We start from the raw sequence: 15,523 nt of genomic DNA, 5'->3' as shown, positions 1-15,523 counted from the left end.
AGACCCCTGGAAGACGACCAGGTTGATAGGCTCGGGGTGGAAGCGCAGCAATGCGTGCAGCTGACGAGTACTAATAGGTCGAGGGCTTATCCTAAAATCCTTTGCGCAAGTGAAGGTAGAGCATATGCTAAAGCTAAGGATTCAACATTCGCATCCAGTTTTCAAGGTGTGAGCCTTGTTCTGTTCCCTGATAGCTCAGTTGGTAGAGCACTCGACTGTTAATCGAGTTGTCACAGGTTCGAGTCCTGTTCGGGGAGCCATATATAGAGAGGTGTCCGAGTGGTCGAAGGAGCACGATTGGAAATCGTGTAGGCTCTAACCGGGTCTCGAGGGTTCGAATCCCTTCCTCTCTGCCATATACGGCCCGTTGGTCAAGGGGTTAAGACACCTCCCTTTCACGGAGGTAACAGGGGTTCGAATCCCCTACGGGTCACCAACTTCTCTTAAAAAGCTTTCGAAAAAAAGCTTGCAAGAAAGCCTAGAATGTAGTAAGATATAAAAGTCGCTTACAACGGAGGCTTAGCTCAGCTGGGAGAGCATCTGCCTTACAAGCAGAGGGTCGGCGGTTCGATCCCGTCAGCCTCCACCATATATGACTATCGCGGGGTGGAGCAGCTCGGTAGCTCGTCGGGCTCATAACCCGAAGGCCGCAGGTTCAAATCCTGCCCCCGCAACCAATTAAAATGTGGAGCCGTGGTGTAGAGGCCTAACATGCCTGCCTGTCACGCAGGAGACCGCGGGTTCGAATCCCGTCGGCTCCGCCATTTTAAACAACAACAAGTTAGGCTCGGTAGCTCAGTTGGTAGAGCAGAGGACTGAAAATCCTCGTGTCGGCGGTTCGATTCCGTCCCGAGCCACCATTTTGAAAATTTAATATGCCGGTGTAGCTCAGTTGGTAGAGCAACTGACTTGTAATCAGTAGGTCGTGGGTTCGACTCCTATCGCCGGCACCATGTTTCATGGAGGATTAGTGAAGTGGCTAAACACGGCAGACTGTAAATCTGCTCTCTCTGAGTTCGGTGGTTCGAATCCATCATCCTCCACCATTTTTATAGGGGCATAGTTTAAAGGTAGAACAAAGGTCTCCAAAACCTTTGGTGTGGGTTCAATTCCTGCTGCCCCTGCCATTTTTTTCTTTTTTTATGGCGGTCGTGGCGAAGTGGTTAACGCATCGGATTGTGATTCCGACATTCGGGGGTTCAATTCCCCTCGATCGCCCCATTGAATTAATGGGGATTAGCCAAGCGGTAAGGCAACGGACTTTGACTCCGTCATTCCTAGGTTCGATCCCTAGATCCCCAGCCATTTTATTATGCGGAAGTGGCTCAGCGGTAGAGCATCGCCTTGCCAAGGCGAGGGTCGCGGGTTCGATTCCCGTCTTCCGCTCCATTTATGGCGCCATAGCCAAGCGGTAAGGCAAAGCTCTGCAAAAGCTTTACCCCCAGTTCGAATCTGGGTGGCGCCTCCATTTTCTTTTCAAAGCCTGATGGTGGGCAAAATAATGATTGGCCGGTGTGGCGGAATGGCAGACGCGCGCGACTCAAAATCGTGAGGGAAACCGTGGAGGTTCGAGTCCTCTCACCGGCACCATTACTTAACAAGCTAAACTCTTATGTGCGAAAGCATATAAGAGTTTTTTTGTTTTAAACATCAAGTCATTTTACATATATTGATTCGAAACAAGTTCAATCCCCAGTCGGTTAAACAGGCAGGGATAGCCGTGAATGTTGTACGCGCATTACCTCACATTATATGAAGCGCGACAGTAGAAAGAGGCGTCTGCGGATAATGTAAGATAAAGAAAGAGCACCGCGTTACTCACGCGGTGCTCTTCTTCATTCCATTTAACTGGGCGTATTAGTTGCTTGTTGTTGCAGCAGCGTCGGAACCGGAAGCTGCATCCGTAGCTGTAGCTGCGTCACTCGTGCTGTCTGCAGGAGCTGCAGTTGCTTCCGTGAAATTGTTTACGATCTTAGCTTGGGAGCGCAGATCTTGAATCAGTGTTGACGACAGCTCATAGATCTTCTGGGAAGTAAGCGTGTCCGTGATTTCTTCCTTCTTCTCTTCGAGCGTCGGGGAAGATGCTTCTTTTCGATCCGTTACTTTGATGATATGGTAACCATAATCGGATTTAACCGGCTCGCTCACTTCGCCAACTTTAAGGGAGAATGCTGCATCCTCAAATTCTGCGACCATAGAGCCTTTGCTGAAGAAGTCCAAGTCACCGCCATTCTCTTTCGAACCTGTATCGAGCGATTTCTCTTTCGCAAGAGCTGCGAAGTCTGCGCCTTCTTTGAGTTGTTTCTCGATTGCATCTGCTTCTTCCTTCGTTGCAACGAGGATGTGGGAAGCACGTACTTGTTCTTCCGTCGAGAAGGATGCTTTGTTTTGGTCGTAGTAGTTCTGAACATCCTCATCCGTGATGTTGATTTGGGAGCTCAGCAGCTTACGCAGCTGCGCTTGTTCAAGCAGGTCTGCATGAAGATCATCCACCGTCATTTTATATTGATCCAGAGCTTGTTGGAATGCTTCTTCGCTGCCCATGCTCTTCTTGATAACGTCCAGCTCACGATCAAGGTCAGCATCAGAAACTGTAATACCTTGTTTCTGTGCTTCTTGGTTAACGAGCTCATACGTAATGAGGCCATCAAGAGCGGACTCACCGTTACCGCCTTTAACCAATGTATCGTACAGGTCGCTTTGGCTAATCGCTACTCCATTAACAGAACCGACCTCTCCGTTTAAACCACCATCGGTCGAGAATGCTTTAATGGAAACAATGAGGAGCGCTACGAGCAGAATAGCACTAGCAATCCATCCGCCTGCACCAGCACGTTGCGGTGCGGAAGCTTGTCCAGCCGCTGTTTGTACGGAGTCGTTGTGAGCTTCTTCGTCCTCGTTATCTTGTGCATTGTTGTACGAGTTTAGGCTTGTCTCATCCTGATTGTTTTTGGCGAAATCAATTGCACCCGTTTGACCCTCGATTGTATTATCGTTATTTGTTTCAACTTCGTCTTGCTCGTTAAAGCGCTTGTTTTCTTCAGACATGATTAGGTGTTACTCCTCTCTAATGTTTAAAAATGGTGCCCCATTGTATTACTATACCAGAATAAACAGCGGCTAACCTTAAGAGCAAATAAAAAAACGATAGAGGAAAAAGTCCGAATGGGTCGAATACATAAAACACCAATTTAAACAAAGAAACGGAGCGAAATAATGGTTTTCGTTCAATCGTTGAAAGTAAAACTGCTGCTCAGCTTCGTTGCGGTTATTGTACCGCTTGTCCTATTCATGATCGTGAATACGTTATATGCGAAGGAAGTTGTACGAGATAAAGTGTCTGAGACGTACCGGAACACGTTGGATATTTTCGTTAAGCAAACGGATAACAATTTGAGCGATACGAGTGAATATCTAATGAAGATGGCGATTCTCGACAGTGATGTAGGCTTGCTGAGCTCGTATCCATACGGAACAGACAATTACGTACTGACGAAGGTTCGTATCTACAATAAGCTGATGCGGGACGTTGGATTTTACGACATGCTTGATACAATCTTTCTATACAGCAACAACGATGTCATTATCGGTACGCAAAGCAATGACTATGAGAAGATGAAGAAGCTGCTTCGAGATCATGTTCCGGGCATTATTGAAAACGATACCAATAATTCGAACTTGAACTTCTGGCAGCTTACGAGTGATGATCTTATCCCTGGCAAATTCATGCTGATGAAGACCATTCATGTAACGGATGACCTCTACGTTGGCGCGATTATCGTTGTACAAGATATTGCGCACATGCTGGGCAATCAGTGGAGTGACGGAGCGATAGCGGACAGCGGGCTTTATTTGACAGAGCAGAGCAAGATAGTGAAGGCGCTTGCTGGCGGGGACGGACCTGTTCAGCTTGATGGGATCAACATGAATGATAAGCAGACTTTTGTCACAATGAAAGGCAAAGAGTCGAGCGATCAGTATCTGGTCATGTACAAAGGAAGCCAGACATCCAATCTTGCTTATTCCATCATGCTGCCGGAGAAAACGATGCTGCAAGGATTGCCGTTCTTCCAGATGGTTGTCTTCTTCTTGCCGATCGGAATCTTCATTCTCCTCATGCTGTATCTCATCTTCGTTCAACGTATTATGTTCAAGCCGCTTGGCGAGCTCATCTTGGGCATGAAGAAAATTTCGCTCGGTATGCTGGATGTACGACTCCAATCGGATAAGACGGTCGAATTTGTCTTCCTTGCTAATACATTCAATACGATGGCGGAGCAAATAAAGACACTGAAGATCGGTATGTACGAAGAACAGCTGCGTGTAAAGCAAGGCGAACTTAAACAGCTGCAGGCGCAGATTAACCCGCACTTTTATATGAACTCACTGAACATCATCTATAACTTTGCGGCATTAAAGGATCATGAATCGGTTAAAAAAATGTCGCTGCACCTTGCAGACTATTTCCGCTTCATTATGAGGGCGAATCGGGACACGATTACGCTCGATGAAGAGCTGCGCCATATCGATAATTATATTACGATTCAAGAGCTGCGCTTCCCGAACAAGCTGGTCGTAACGTACGACATTCCGGATCCGCTGAAGAACTTCCCGATACCAGCGCTGACGGTACAGCCTTTTGTCGAGAACTCGATTATTCATGGATTCAAAAATCGCAAGCAGCTATTCGTCATTCATATCTCTGTAGAACAGGACTTGCAGGATGGCGGGGGCTTCTTCCTTACAATCTCCGATAATGGCGTCGGATTCCCTCCAGATGTACTTGAGCAGCTACGGGAAGGCAAGCCGTTGGCGGAAGGAGAGTCAAGTCGTCTTGGTATTATGAACGTCGCACATCGACTAAGTCTGCATTATGGTGAAGGCGCAAGCATTCGGTTCGCGAATGGAGCAGATGGTGTAGGTACGGTTATTACAATTAAGTTTCCGAGTATGACAGAACGTAAGGCAACGGGATAAGAACAAGTAGAGATCATTTGTTGAAGTGAGGAGGGTAAATCCAATGGGGTACAATTTGCTCATCGTAGATGATGAAGATATTGCGATTAAGGGAATTGTGCATGGAATCGAATGGAGCGATATGCCGATTGCCAACATCTACACCGCATGTGATGCGGAGGAAGCACAGGAACTGTTCGGCCAGCATACGATTCATGTCCTGCTATCTGATATTGATATGCCGAATCAGACTGGCATTGAGCTGCTTAGCTGGGTAAATATAAATTCCCCGGCAACGAAAACGATTCTGCTCACGGGTCACGCTGATTTTAAGTATGCGCAGCAAGCGTTGCAGCTCGATGGTTTCGATTATTTGTTAAAGCCAGTTGATCATGAGCATCTGAAGAAAACGATTATGCAGGCAGCGGAGAAGGTTCGAATCCAAGAAGAACATGATTCGTTCCATCGAACTTATGAGCACTATTATCAGCAATGGCAGAAGCAGCTCCCTGTTATGGCAGAGCGGCTGTGGGAAGATATCATTCATTGGCGGCAATCGGTGTCTCCGCAGCAGCTGGATCCGCAGCTTACGCTGTACGGCATTCCCCTTCAATCTGAATCTCCGATCGTTGTTGTACTAATAAGTATTGAACAGTGGCAGGAAGATTGGTCTGCACGGGACGAGGAGATTATGACCTATGGCGTGAAGAACGCGGCGGAGGAAATTATTCTCAAAGATGCCAAAGGGCAAGTCGTGCAAGATGCGAGCGGGGCACTGCTTGTGCTCATCTATGAACCTGATGCGGTGTCCAAGGCTGAGCTCGATGCTCGCTGCCGTCAATACATTGAGCAATGCGGCTCCTACTTGCATTGTCAGCTATCCTGTTACGTGGGCACTCCGTCACCAGTTGCAGCACTTCGGGAGGTCGTTGAGCTTCTAGGGAATTTGGAGCGGAGCAATCTGACAGATACATGTACGGTGGTGCATGAGCAGGGAAAGGATCAATCCAAACGTCAAACGGGGCTTGCAGCTTATCCGCCTCTTGCTGACTGGGCTGTCCTGCTCGAATGCGGCAAACGGGCAGACCTATCGGCTCGCGTGGATGAATTTTTCAACCAACTCGTTGAGGAATCAGACAGCATTGATTACGCTGCCATCGTCTCTATTTACTTCGGGATCGTACATACGGTGTTCCAGACGTTCCAACGCAAATCGCTGTCCGTGGATGCAGCGTTCCCACATCGGGAGTGGGAGGACGGCGGTCATGCACTGAAGTCGCTGCAGGGCTTGAAGAGCTGGGCGCACTCGGTCTGCTCGCAAGGGGCAGAGTATATTCGATTGAATGGCAAAGACGTATCCAATATGGTTCGAAAAGCACAGCAATATATAGAAGAACATCTCGATGAAGATATTAGCCGGGAGCAGTTGGCGGACTATGTATTCCTGAACCCTGCTTACCTATCCCGATTGTTCCGGAAGGAGACTGGTTCGTCCATTACGGACTATACGACGGAACGGAGAATGATGAAGGCGAAGGCCGAGCTTGAAAACAGCAATGTGAAGATCAGCGATATCGCGACTTCAGTTGGGTACAGCAACTTCTCTCATTTCTCCAAGTTATTCAAGAAAGCGACAGGATTAACGCCGCAGGAATACCGCCGATTAATTCACCATGTCGATTAACGCTGATTGGAAGTAAAGATGTCACAGGAACGTTAATGAGGTCACGACGCAGATAGAGCGTTGTGGCCTTTTTATTTACAATGAGGAAGAAGAAACACGAGGTAGTGGCAAGAAAGAGAATAGGAATGGAAGCAGGAGGAAATTGGATGGCACTTACGCGAAATTTGCGCAAATACGGGATGTTTTACTTAATGCTGTTGCCTGGGTTTTTGATTCTTCTAGTTAATAACTACATCCCGATGCTGGGTGTCGTAATCGCGTTCAAAGAAATGACTTACCCGCATGCGAACATTATTATGAACTTTATCGATAGCAAATGGGTGGGGTTCGAAAACTTCAAGTACTTGTTCAAAACAAGTGATGCTTGGGTTATTACACGAAACACGCTGCTCTATAACTCGTTGTTCATTGTGTTGAATCTTGTGATTCCTGTAGCCTTCGCCATTATGTTGAATGAGCTTCGCAATAAATATCTTGCGCGGTTCCATCAGTCGATCATATTCATGCCTTACATCTTGTCTTGGGTTGTTGTATCGTATCTGGTTTACGGACTGCTGCATGATAAAAACGGCTTCGTCAACACGACGCTGCTTCCCTTCTTCGGTATAGATCCCGTCCAATGGTACTTCAAGATTCATGCTTGGCCGTTCATCCTTCCGATCGTTAATACGGTCAAAAACGTTGGTTACTACATGGTTCTCTACTTGGCTGCGATCATCGGCATTGACGATGAGTATTACGAAGCAGCGACGATTGATGGTGCTGGCAAGTGGCAGCAGATTTTGAAGATCACGCTTCCGCTGCTCATGCCGGTCATAATCATTATGACATTGCTGCAAATCGGACAGATTTTCCGTGCGGACTTCGGTCTATTCTACCAGGTACCTAAAGAATCTGGCGTCTTGTTCCCAGTAACGAACGTAATCGATACGTATGTCTATCGTACTTTCCTTGCAATGGGTGATTCCGGATTATCGTCGGCAGCTGGTCTGTATCAATCTACTGTAGGCTTTGTTCTCGTGTTCCTATCGAACTGGTTCGTTAGACGTATCGATAAGGACAGCGCTTTGTTTTAGATCAATGAAGGAGGCAACTCATGGAAGCGACAATGACGACCCCCAAAGAAAAGGCACCGTCACGGCCGGTAAACTCGCTGTCACCGGTCGGCGACTGGACAATAAAAATAATATTCGCCTTGTATTCTCTGTTATGTATTTTCCCACTACTGCTGCTCGTAATGGTTTCATTCTCTAATGAGCAGGATGTAGTTCGCGAGGGATACAAATTTATCCCGATGCATTTTGATCTCAGCGCCTACAAGTTCGTATTCGAGGATTGGCACAATGTATTGAGATCGTATGGCGTCTCCATCTTCGTAACGGTTGTCGGAACGGTTTTGGGCCTTGTCATTATGGCACTGTACGCTTATCCGATCAGTCGTCCGGACTTTCCGCAGCGCAAGTTTTTCACCTTCTTCGTTTTCTTCACGATGTTGTTTAACGGCGGTCTCGTACCATGGTATTTGGTGTACGTAAGGCTGCTGCATCTGAAGGATAACATCTGGGCGCTTATTCTTCCGCTTCTCGTATCCGCGTTCTTCGTACTCATTATTCGAACCTTCTTCGCGACTACGATTCCGGGAGCGGTAATTGAGTCAGCGAAGATTGACGGAGCAGGCGAGATGCGTATCTTCTTCAAAATCGTCCTGCCGTTGTCGATGCCGGTACTTGCATCAACAGCACTGTTCAGTACGCTTAATTATTGGAATGACTGGTTTCTCTCCCTCGTCTTTATCACGAAGAGTGACGGGTATATCAGTGTCCAGTATCTGATGTATAAAACACTGACGAACATACAGTTCTTAATGACCCACACAGAAGCAATGTCGGTCATTGGCGGGGCTGCGAAGTTCCCGAATGAAACGGTTCGGATGGCAATGGCTGTTATCGGTATCGGCCCAATCATCTTCGCTTATCCTTTCTTCCAGAAGTATTTCGTAAAAGGTTTGACAGTCGGCGCGGTTAAGGGTTAAGTTAACCAAATGCGCCATAAAGGCGGCGAAAGCCGTCGCCTTTCTACTCATGGCTGTAATCGGTTACAAGCCGATGTAGCATATATAATTAATTACCATTGGGAGGTCTAGTGAAAATGGTTAAGGCGAAAAAGAGTGCACTACTGCTTATGGTACTCGCCCTTACGTCCTCGATGGCTTTGGCCGCGTGTGGCAGCAAGGACGACGATAAGGAGACTAAAACGGACACAACAACGCCAGCTACAACGACTACAGACGACAGCACGAAAACAGACGATAAGAAGGACGATGCTGCAGGTGCAGCTTCGGACCTGAAGCCGTACAAGCTGGTTATGGTTTATCCAGGCGGCGCTCAACCAGACGAAGCAAAAATCGAAGATGCAATGAACAAATATTTGACGGAAAAAATCAACGCTACGATCGACCTGCAGCCAATCGATTGGACGGCATGGGAAGATAAAGTAAACCTGATGATCGCATCCCGTGATCCAGTGGATATTTTCTTCACGGCACAATGGACAAAATACGCGGTTAACGTAGCGAAGAATGCATTCCTTGATCTCGCTCCGTACCTGGACAAATACGGTCAAGATATTAAAACTGAGCTTGATCCAGCTTACCTGGAAGGTTCCAAAATCGACGGTAAAAACTACGGCGTTCCTACGAACAAAGAGCTCGCTGCTCAAGGCGGTATCGTGTACCGTAAGGACTGGGCGGATGAACTGGGCATCGATATGAGCGCAGTGAAAACGATCCAAGACCTGGACGCTGTATTCGCAAAAGTTAAAGCTGCAAAACCAGAAGTTACGCCGCTGTACCTGCTCAAAGGCGAAAACTTCGACGCGCACTACTTCGGTAACTTCGATGCGCTCGGCGATACGTCCATCCCAGGTATTATCCTGAAGGATTCGACGGAAACAACGGTTAAAGCAAGCTACGACACGCAGCGTTATGTAGATACGCTGAAAATTACGCGTGACTTCTTCAACAAAGGCTACATCAACAGCGATGCTGCAACGACGACGACGATGAACACGGATGCTCTGAAAGCAGGCAACGTATTCGCAATTACGTCCTCGCTGAAGCCTGGCAAAGACGCAGAGCTTGCTGCATCCACGGGTCTCGTTGGTAAGTTGGCTCAAATCGAGCTCAATGAGAAAACGGTTTCGACTTCGGAAACGTCCGGTTCGATGCTCGCGATCTCCACGACGTCTGGCGACCCAGACCGTGCGATGATGTTCATCAACCTGCTGCACACGGACAAATACCTGAACAACCTGCTCAACTTCGGTATCGAAGGCGACCACTTCAACCGTGACGGTGAAATCATCACGCCTACGGACAATGCGAAAAACTACTCGCCGGGCGCTGCTTGGATGTTCGGCAACCAATTCCTGAACTACGTTCTGAATTCGGAAGCTCCGGACAAATGGGATCAATTCAAGAAATTTAACGAAGGTCCTAAAGTTTCCCCAGGCCTTGGCTTCGTATTCGACAGCGAGCCTGTGAAAGCTGAAGTTAGCGCGATCGTTAACATCGACCGTCAATACCAAGTAGCTCTGGAAACGGGTTCGGTCGACGTTGACTCGGTACTTGCTGAGTACAAGGACAAACTGATCAAAGCTGGCGTTGAGAAAGTCATTGCCGAGAAGCAAAAGCAATTCGATGCGTTCCTTGCTTCTAAGTAATCATGGAATCGGTATGATGAAGTAAGCACTACGATTACGGCGTTAATGTAACACGTATTTCCCCCTCACCCCATTTTGCGCTCTCCCGTCAGGGAGGGCGTTTTTTTATCCTATATAAGAACAAATCATTGTAGATGATAATGCGTTGCTTCAGGATGCCGCCACTCCCCTTGGCATAGGCTAAAATAGAAGATTTACCTTTTGAATACGTATTGAATACGTAGAGATTCAATGGTCTGATAGGTGCTCCGACTGAAGGTTGGAGAGCACCCCGACCTAGGTCTAGTCGCAAAAACAGCCGTGAGTCCGTTTTGGAGAAGCTCGAAAAAACCTAGAATAAGGACATAAGGTTAAACAAACAAGTTGAGAGAAACGAAGGTGGTGGAAACGATATGAATAACCAATCGGCAAAAGGTATCGCGTTAATCGTTGTCGGCGCACTCATCGCGTTGCCCATTCTAGGCATCACGCTCGGATGGATCATCAAGCTGCTTTTCCCGCTCATCCTTATCGGACTTGGTGTGGTAGGCTGGCGGAATGGCAGTAAGGTAATGGGCGGTCTGATGATCGCGTTTGGCGGCCTGATGGTGCTTGGCAAGTTTCACACGTGGATCTTGCTGGCAATCGCGATTGCACTAGTAGCATTCGGTGTATCGCATCTGAATAAAAGAAGGTACTAAACGAAACAAGCTTGGCAACACACGGATAGGAATAGAAGGAGGAAGGAACCGATGAGCATTATTCGTAGAGTGCGTGACATTACAGCGGCAACATTGAATGAACGGTTGGAAAAATCGGAAGATCCGGTTCGACTAATCGATCAGTTCCTCTGGTCGACACGAGAAGAGATCATTCAATGCGAGAAGCTGTACCAGCAGTATAACGAACATAATCATCACTTGAAATCGCAATGGCTGCAAGCGGATCAGCATAAAGAGAAGCGGGAGCAGCAAGCGATGACAGCACTTAAAGCTGGCGAAGAGCATCTGGCACGTATCGCTCTCCATGAGAAGCAAGCTGCAGAAGAACGGGCGAATCAATACCGAGCGTTGTATGAGCAATCCAGCAGCAATGTAATGGAGCTTGAAGAACAGCTTCGCGAGCTGCGCAGTGAATATCAATCGGTGTATGACAAGCGTGAGTATTATGCAGCACGGATGGAATCGCTGAGATTGCAGCAGCGCATGAACGCAAGATACGGACAGCAAGGTCAAGAACCGGGTTCCATGTTCCGCCGCCTTGAGGATCGCATCAGCGATATGGAACTGGAAGCGAAGAGCTTGCGCGATATTCGCAGATTCGGTGCAGAGGTACTGCACGAAGCAGGCAGCCGCGTACAATCGGTAGTTGAGCGCGAGCTGGAGCTGTTGAAACGCAAGCTTGAAAAAGAAGGGTGGTCGTCCTCGTCATGAGTAAAATATATCGCTCCAATCGAGATAAGAAACTGTTCGGATTGTGCGGCGGTTTAGCAGAAGCAATGGGAGTCGATGCTACCCTTATCCGTATTCTGCTCATTGTTCTCGCCGTATTCTCTGGCGGTACCGTTATCCCGATCTACATTCTAGCAGCATTCGTTGTTCCGAAGGCGCCTTACTATGGCGGATTCAACGGACCTGGCTATGGACACGGCCATAACGGCCCTTATTATGACCAAGGTTATGGCCAACAACAGCACCAAGGCTTCAACGGCTATAACAACCCGCCATATGGTGGATCGGGCGCTAACAATGGTCCTTATGGTAACCCGTCCGGCAACCGTCAATACAACGCCGGCAGCAACTCTAGCCAATTCGATTCGATGATGGAAGATTTGGAACGCAAGGCGCTTCGCAAAGAAGTGGAAGAACTGAAAGCCAAACTAGCGAAATATGAGAAGGGAGATTTTTAATATGGGAATCTTTAAACGGATGAAGGATTTGACGAAGGCATCGGTACATGAACTGCTCGATAAAGTGGAAGATCCGGTAATTATGCTAAACCAATACCTCCGCGATATGGAGGAAGAAATTCGCCAAGCTGAAGTAACGGTTGCGAAGCAATTGACGAACGAGCGTCGCATGAAGCAGCGCCTAGAAGAAGCGGCACGCACGGCAGCAACCCTTGAGCCTAAAGCAGAAGCTGCACTTCGTGCAGGCTATGAAGATCAAGCACGCAAGCTGCTCGAAGAAAAAATCGGCCTCGATCAGAAAGTTGTAGAATACACAGAGCTTCACGCACAAGCAAAAGCACAAGCCGACGACCTCATGCAGCAGCTGCACGGCATGAAGGATGAATTCTACCAGCTGCGCAACAAGCGCAACGAGCTTGCAGCACGTGCTCAGCTGGCAAAAGCGAAAAAGCAGCTGTCTCAGCTGTCCGCTACGCAAAATTCGATCACGAGCGGCGGCGCAGCTCGCGGCTTCAACCGAATGGAAGAGAAAATCATTCAAATGGAAGCGGAAGCTGATGTTCTCCGTACGCCATATGCATACAGTGGTGCGGCTGTTACTTCACCGGTTGATCTGGAGAAGCGCGGCAGAGTAGAAGAACAGCTGGAAGCTCTGAAGAAGAAGCTGAACAGCAGCGCTGAGTAATGGAATAGCTGGATAACCTAAACGGGCGGACCGCCATAAGCGGCCGCCCTTCTTGGGCGAGAACAGCGCCACAGATCGTGTCTTTCAATTGATCTGGAATAGGTCTACAATTATGGGGAGAGAGCTCGCGAGTGCAAACGGCGAGCGTAAAGGAGCACGCGGATTATGTCTGGCAAAAAGAACGAGCAGCAATCGAAAGCAGCCAAACGGAAAAGCCAGGTTGCGGAAACGATTATTTGGCTGCTGATTGTAATCGGACTGCTGCTAATCGTGCTTCACAGCATTGGTTACATAGAAGTATTCACGCTGCAAAGCAGCGGCGCCATTATTTCGCTTGCTATTATCGCTGCGGCATTAGCGGCTGCGGCGCTAAACAGCTACCTACAGGGCATTCGATTGAAGGAAGCTCTCCAACGTCTAGCTGACCGTCAGTACCGACGTCCGCGTGTCACGATTGATCGCGAAGAGGATGAGGAGATTAGCCCCAGTAATGCGGAGGCTGATCAGGCATGGGAAGAGAAGGTGAAGTTCTCAGCTGTTATCGAGGAGCGTCAGCGTCTGGCGCGTGAGCTTCACGATGCCGTTAGTCAGCAGCTGTTCGCCATATCGATGACCGCAACCGCTGTAGGGCGCACCATCGAGAAGGACTGGGAGCGGGCCAAGCGGCAGGTTGAGCTAATTGAAGAGATGGCAGCTGTCGCACAATCGGAGATGCGTGCACTTCTACTGCATCTGCGGCCTGTCCATCTGGATGGCAAAAACTTGGGCGAAGCGTTGCAGTCGCTTGTCTATGAGCTGCAGCAGAAGACGTCCATGGCTATTACATTGAAGGTTGATGGCGAGATGACGCTGGATACACAATCGGAGGACCATCTGTTCCGTATTGCCCAAGAGGCGATTTCGAATACGCTGCGCCATGCGAAGGCACAGTCGATGTCGATTCATTTGACCGGCTTCGGCAGGCAGGTACGGCTTACTTTTATAGATGACGGGGTAGGGTTCGAGGTGGAGGAGCGCAAGCATTCCTCTTACGGCCTGCTTACGATGGAGGAGCGGGTGCTGGAGATGGGCGGTTCGCTTGATATCGAGAGCAAGTCAGGAGCCGGTACGAAGATCGATATTTGGGTTCCGGCGCGAACGGTGGAATAAGGGAGGAGCAAGGGCGATGGATAAGGTTAGTCACGGCAATGAGACGGAGATTGGACATTCGATAAAAGTACTGCTGGTCGACGATCACGAGATGGTTCGGATCGGCTTGGCTGCGGTTTTAGATACAGAAGACGGCATTGAAGTGGTTGGAGAAGCGAGCAATGGCTACGACGGCATCCGTCTAGCACAAGCTTATTCACCTGATGTGGTTCTCATGGATCTCGTGATGGATGGGATGGACGGTGTCGAGACGACACGTAAAATATTAGAGTTGTATCCGGACTGCAAGGTCATCGTATTGACCAGCTATCTGGACGACAGCAAGCTGTACCCGGTAATTGAGGCAGGAGCGTTCAGCTATTTGCTCAAAACATCGCGTGCCAGCGAAATCGCTGACGCGATTCGCGCAGCCGCGCGCGGGCAATCCGTGCTCGAATCGCAGGTTGCTGCGAAGATGATGAATCGATTCCGGCAGCCGCAGCAATCCGCTGCGAAGCTGCATGAGCAGTTGACCGAGCGCGAGATGGAAGTTCTGAAGCTCGTCGCAACGGGCAAGTCGAACCAGGAGATTGCAGACGAGCTGTTCATCGGGATTAAGACGGTGAAATTCCACGTTACGAATATTTTCTCCAAGCTTAATGTAGACGATCGTACGCAGGCTGCCATTTATGCGCATAAGCATGGCCTCGCTGAATAAGGATTATCGATTAGATTAAGTTTGGAGAGTTTATCCACTGCCGGCAGACAATTAGTCTTGCCGGTTTTTTTCTAACTCTGCTACAATAGCAATAAATGGATATTAAAGGGTATTAAGTCATGGCTGTTACCCTTGTCGTTGAATGAGCAGACTGAGTGCGTGAATCGTTGTGGAGTAGGGCTGGAGCCGAGTATGAGGAGAATAGCTGTATCCTGTTCTGCCGATCATTCGTAATAACAGCTTCGGTTCAACGAGCAGGCTTGCAGGTGTGCGTTCGATTTGATCGATAATATGCTGAACAGCAGCCGCTGGACCATCGCGATCGAACAGAGCCAATGCGGAGCTTGAGCTGGATATCGAATATGCGTCGAACAACGATTGTTTCCATGAACGACGTAACGCGGGATACTCGTCGAACAGATCCAGGCAGGCATCGAATTCCCGCTGGAAAGCAGCGGCTAGAATGGTACGGGCTTGAGAGCTCTTAGCAGATTTCTGCAGCGCGGAGGACATTCCTTGTGCAATCGTACCTTTCAGGACCGATAGCTGCTTGATGAGTGCCGCAATGGCATGTGCCGCTTCTTCAGCGGCATTGCGATCGTCCTGCTTGTCCGCCCCTGTATGAAGCAGGGCATCGTGCTCTTCTTGAAGCTTGTAATCCGCGTATGGTCTGCTCCGCCCGACACGGTTAACAGCCGACGGTATATGTTTACGCTGGAGCGGGTTTATTCTCATCAATATCGC

Annotated in this window: 13 protein-coding genes, 15 tRNA genes and 1 rRNA gene; 27 read left to right on the top strand and 2 right to left on the bottom strand. The window is 48.7% G+C overall.

The window, feature by feature from the left end; translation table 11 throughout:
- The 16 genes from DFQ01_RS29800 to DFQ01_RS29725 form a co-directional block, all read left to right on the top strand.
- Nucleotides 1-94 (top strand): 23S ribosomal RNA (locus DFQ01_RS29800); the annotation flags it as partial.
- 90 nt (nt 95-184) lie between these two features.
- Nucleotides 185-260: transfer RNA gene (locus DFQ01_RS29795), tRNA-Asn, on the top strand.
- A gap of 5 nt (nt 261-265) precedes the next feature.
- Nucleotides 266-356: transfer RNA gene (locus tag DFQ01_RS29790), tRNA-Ser, on the top strand.
- 5 nt (nt 357-361) lie between these two features.
- Nucleotides 362-436: transfer RNA gene (locus DFQ01_RS29785), tRNA-Glu, on the top strand.
- Between the two features lie 77 nt (nt 437-513).
- A tRNA-Val gene (locus tag DFQ01_RS29780) sits at nt 514-589 on the top strand.
- A gap of 11 nt (nt 590-600) precedes the next feature.
- Nucleotides 601-677, top strand: a tRNA-Met gene (locus tag DFQ01_RS29775).
- Between the two features lie 10 nt (nt 678-687).
- Nucleotides 688-764, top strand: a tRNA-Asp gene (locus DFQ01_RS29770).
- A gap of 20 nt (nt 765-784) precedes the next feature.
- Nucleotides 785-860: transfer RNA gene (locus tag DFQ01_RS29765), tRNA-Phe, on the top strand.
- A gap of 17 nt (nt 861-877) precedes the next feature.
- Nucleotides 878-953: transfer RNA gene (locus DFQ01_RS29760), tRNA-Thr, on the top strand.
- 8 nt (nt 954-961) lie between these two features.
- Nucleotides 962-1,046 (top strand) — tRNA-Tyr (locus tag DFQ01_RS29755).
- Nucleotides 1,047-1,053: 7 nt separating this feature from the next.
- A tRNA-Trp gene (locus DFQ01_RS29750) sits at nt 1,054-1,127 on the top strand.
- An 18-nt stretch (nt 1,128-1,145) separates the two neighbouring features.
- Nucleotides 1,146-1,221 (top strand) — tRNA-His (locus tag DFQ01_RS29745).
- A gap of 9 nt (nt 1,222-1,230) precedes the next feature.
- Nucleotides 1,231-1,305: transfer RNA gene (locus tag DFQ01_RS29740), tRNA-Gln, on the top strand.
- A gap of 9 nt (nt 1,306-1,314) precedes the next feature.
- Nucleotides 1,315-1,389, top strand: a tRNA-Gly gene (locus DFQ01_RS29735).
- Between the two features lie 5 nt (nt 1,390-1,394).
- Nucleotides 1,395-1,468 (top strand) — tRNA-Cys (locus DFQ01_RS29730).
- A 40-nt stretch (nt 1,469-1,508) separates the two neighbouring features.
- Nucleotides 1,509-1,590 (top strand) — tRNA-Leu (locus DFQ01_RS29725).
- A 267-nt stretch (nt 1,591-1,857) separates the two neighbouring features.
- On the opposite strand, the gene DFQ01_RS29720 is transcribed toward DFQ01_RS29725, so the two are convergent.
- Nucleotides 1,858-3,048 carry a peptidylprolyl isomerase gene (locus tag DFQ01_RS29720; RefSeq protein ID WP_110047560.1) on the bottom strand — a complete coding sequence of 397 codons (1,191 nt, stop codon included), beginning with the start codon at nt 3,046-3,048 and terminating at the stop codon, nt 1,858-1,860.
- A 168-nt stretch (nt 3,049-3,216) separates the two neighbouring features.
- On the opposite strand from DFQ01_RS29720, the gene DFQ01_RS29715 reads away from it, so the two are divergent.
- From DFQ01_RS29715 to DFQ01_RS29665, 11 genes are all read left to right on the top strand, one after another.
- Complete coding sequence (locus DFQ01_RS29715) at nt 3,217-4,977, top strand: sensor histidine kinase (RefSeq protein WP_110047559.1); 1,761 nt, start codon at nt 3,217-3,219, stop codon at nt 4,975-4,977.
- A gap of 43 nt (nt 4,978-5,020) precedes the next feature.
- The gene (locus DFQ01_RS29710) at nt 5,021-6,640 is read left to right on the top strand and encodes a response regulator transcription factor (RefSeq protein WP_110047558.1); all 1,620 of its coding nucleotides are present in this window, start codon (nt 5,021-5,023) and stop codon (nt 6,638-6,640) included.
- A 146-nt stretch (nt 6,641-6,786) separates the two neighbouring features.
- Nucleotides 6,787-7,716, top strand: a complete 930-nt coding sequence (locus DFQ01_RS29705; RefSeq protein ID WP_110047557.1) for an ABC transporter permease — start codon at nt 6,787-6,789, stop codon at nt 7,714-7,716.
- A 20-nt stretch (nt 7,717-7,736) separates the two neighbouring features.
- Nucleotides 7,737-8,672: a carbohydrate ABC transporter permease gene (locus DFQ01_RS29700; protein ID WP_245946940.1), complete on the top strand. Its 936-nt coding sequence runs from the start codon at nt 7,737-7,739 to the stop codon at nt 8,670-8,672.
- A gap of 116 nt (nt 8,673-8,788) precedes the next feature.
- Complete coding sequence (locus tag DFQ01_RS29695; RefSeq protein ID WP_110047556.1) at nt 8,789-10,360, top strand: ABC transporter substrate-binding protein; 1,572 nt, start codon at nt 8,789-8,791, stop codon at nt 10,358-10,360.
- A 392-nt stretch (nt 10,361-10,752) separates the two neighbouring features.
- Entirely contained in the window at nt 10,753-11,040 is a 288-nt protein-coding gene (locus DFQ01_RS29690) for a LiaF transmembrane domain-containing protein (RefSeq protein WP_110047555.1), read from the top strand.
- Nucleotides 11,041-11,091: 51 nt separating this feature from the next.
- Nucleotides 11,092-11,772, top strand: coding sequence for a PspA/IM30 family protein (locus DFQ01_RS29685; protein ID WP_110047554.1), 681 nt, complete (start codon nt 11,092-11,094; stop codon nt 11,770-11,772).
- On the top strand, nt 11,769-12,248 hold the full coding sequence (locus tag DFQ01_RS29680) for a PspC domain-containing protein (RefSeq protein ID WP_110047553.1): 480 nt from the start codon (nt 11,769-11,771) through the stop codon (nt 12,246-12,248). The genes DFQ01_RS29685 and DFQ01_RS29680 overlap by 4 nt, the downstream gene beginning before the upstream one ends.
- Nucleotide 12,249: 1 nt before the next feature.
- Entirely contained in the window at nt 12,250-12,933 is a 684-nt protein-coding gene (locus tag DFQ01_RS29675) for a PspA/IM30 family protein (RefSeq protein ID WP_110047552.1), read from the top strand.
- A gap of 165 nt (nt 12,934-13,098) precedes the next feature.
- Nucleotides 13,099-14,082, top strand: coding sequence for a sensor histidine kinase (locus tag DFQ01_RS29670; RefSeq protein WP_110047551.1), 984 nt, complete (start codon nt 13,099-13,101; stop codon nt 14,080-14,082).
- Between the two features lie 16 nt (nt 14,083-14,098).
- Nucleotides 14,099-14,779, top strand: a complete 681-nt coding sequence (locus tag DFQ01_RS29665; protein ID WP_110047550.1) for a response regulator transcription factor — start codon at nt 14,099-14,101, stop codon at nt 14,777-14,779.
- 126 nt (nt 14,780-14,905) lie between these two features.
- Here the strand turns inward: DFQ01_RS29665 and DFQ01_RS29660 are convergent, their stop codons facing one another.
- The gene (locus DFQ01_RS29660) at nt 14,906-15,514 is read right to left on the bottom strand and encodes a hypothetical protein (protein ID WP_110047549.1); all 609 of its coding nucleotides are present in this window, start codon (nt 15,512-15,514) and stop codon (nt 14,906-14,908) included.
- Nucleotides 15,515-15,523: the final 9 nt, after the last annotated feature.

The sequence above is a fragment of the Paenibacillus cellulosilyticus genome, from assembly GCF_003182255.1.
GTDB lineage: Bacteria > Bacillota > Bacilli > Paenibacillales > Paenibacillaceae > Paenibacillus_T > Paenibacillus_T cellulosilyticus.
Note: the sequence above shows the minus strand (reverse complement) of the source record. Positions and strands in the feature narration are given on the sequence as shown.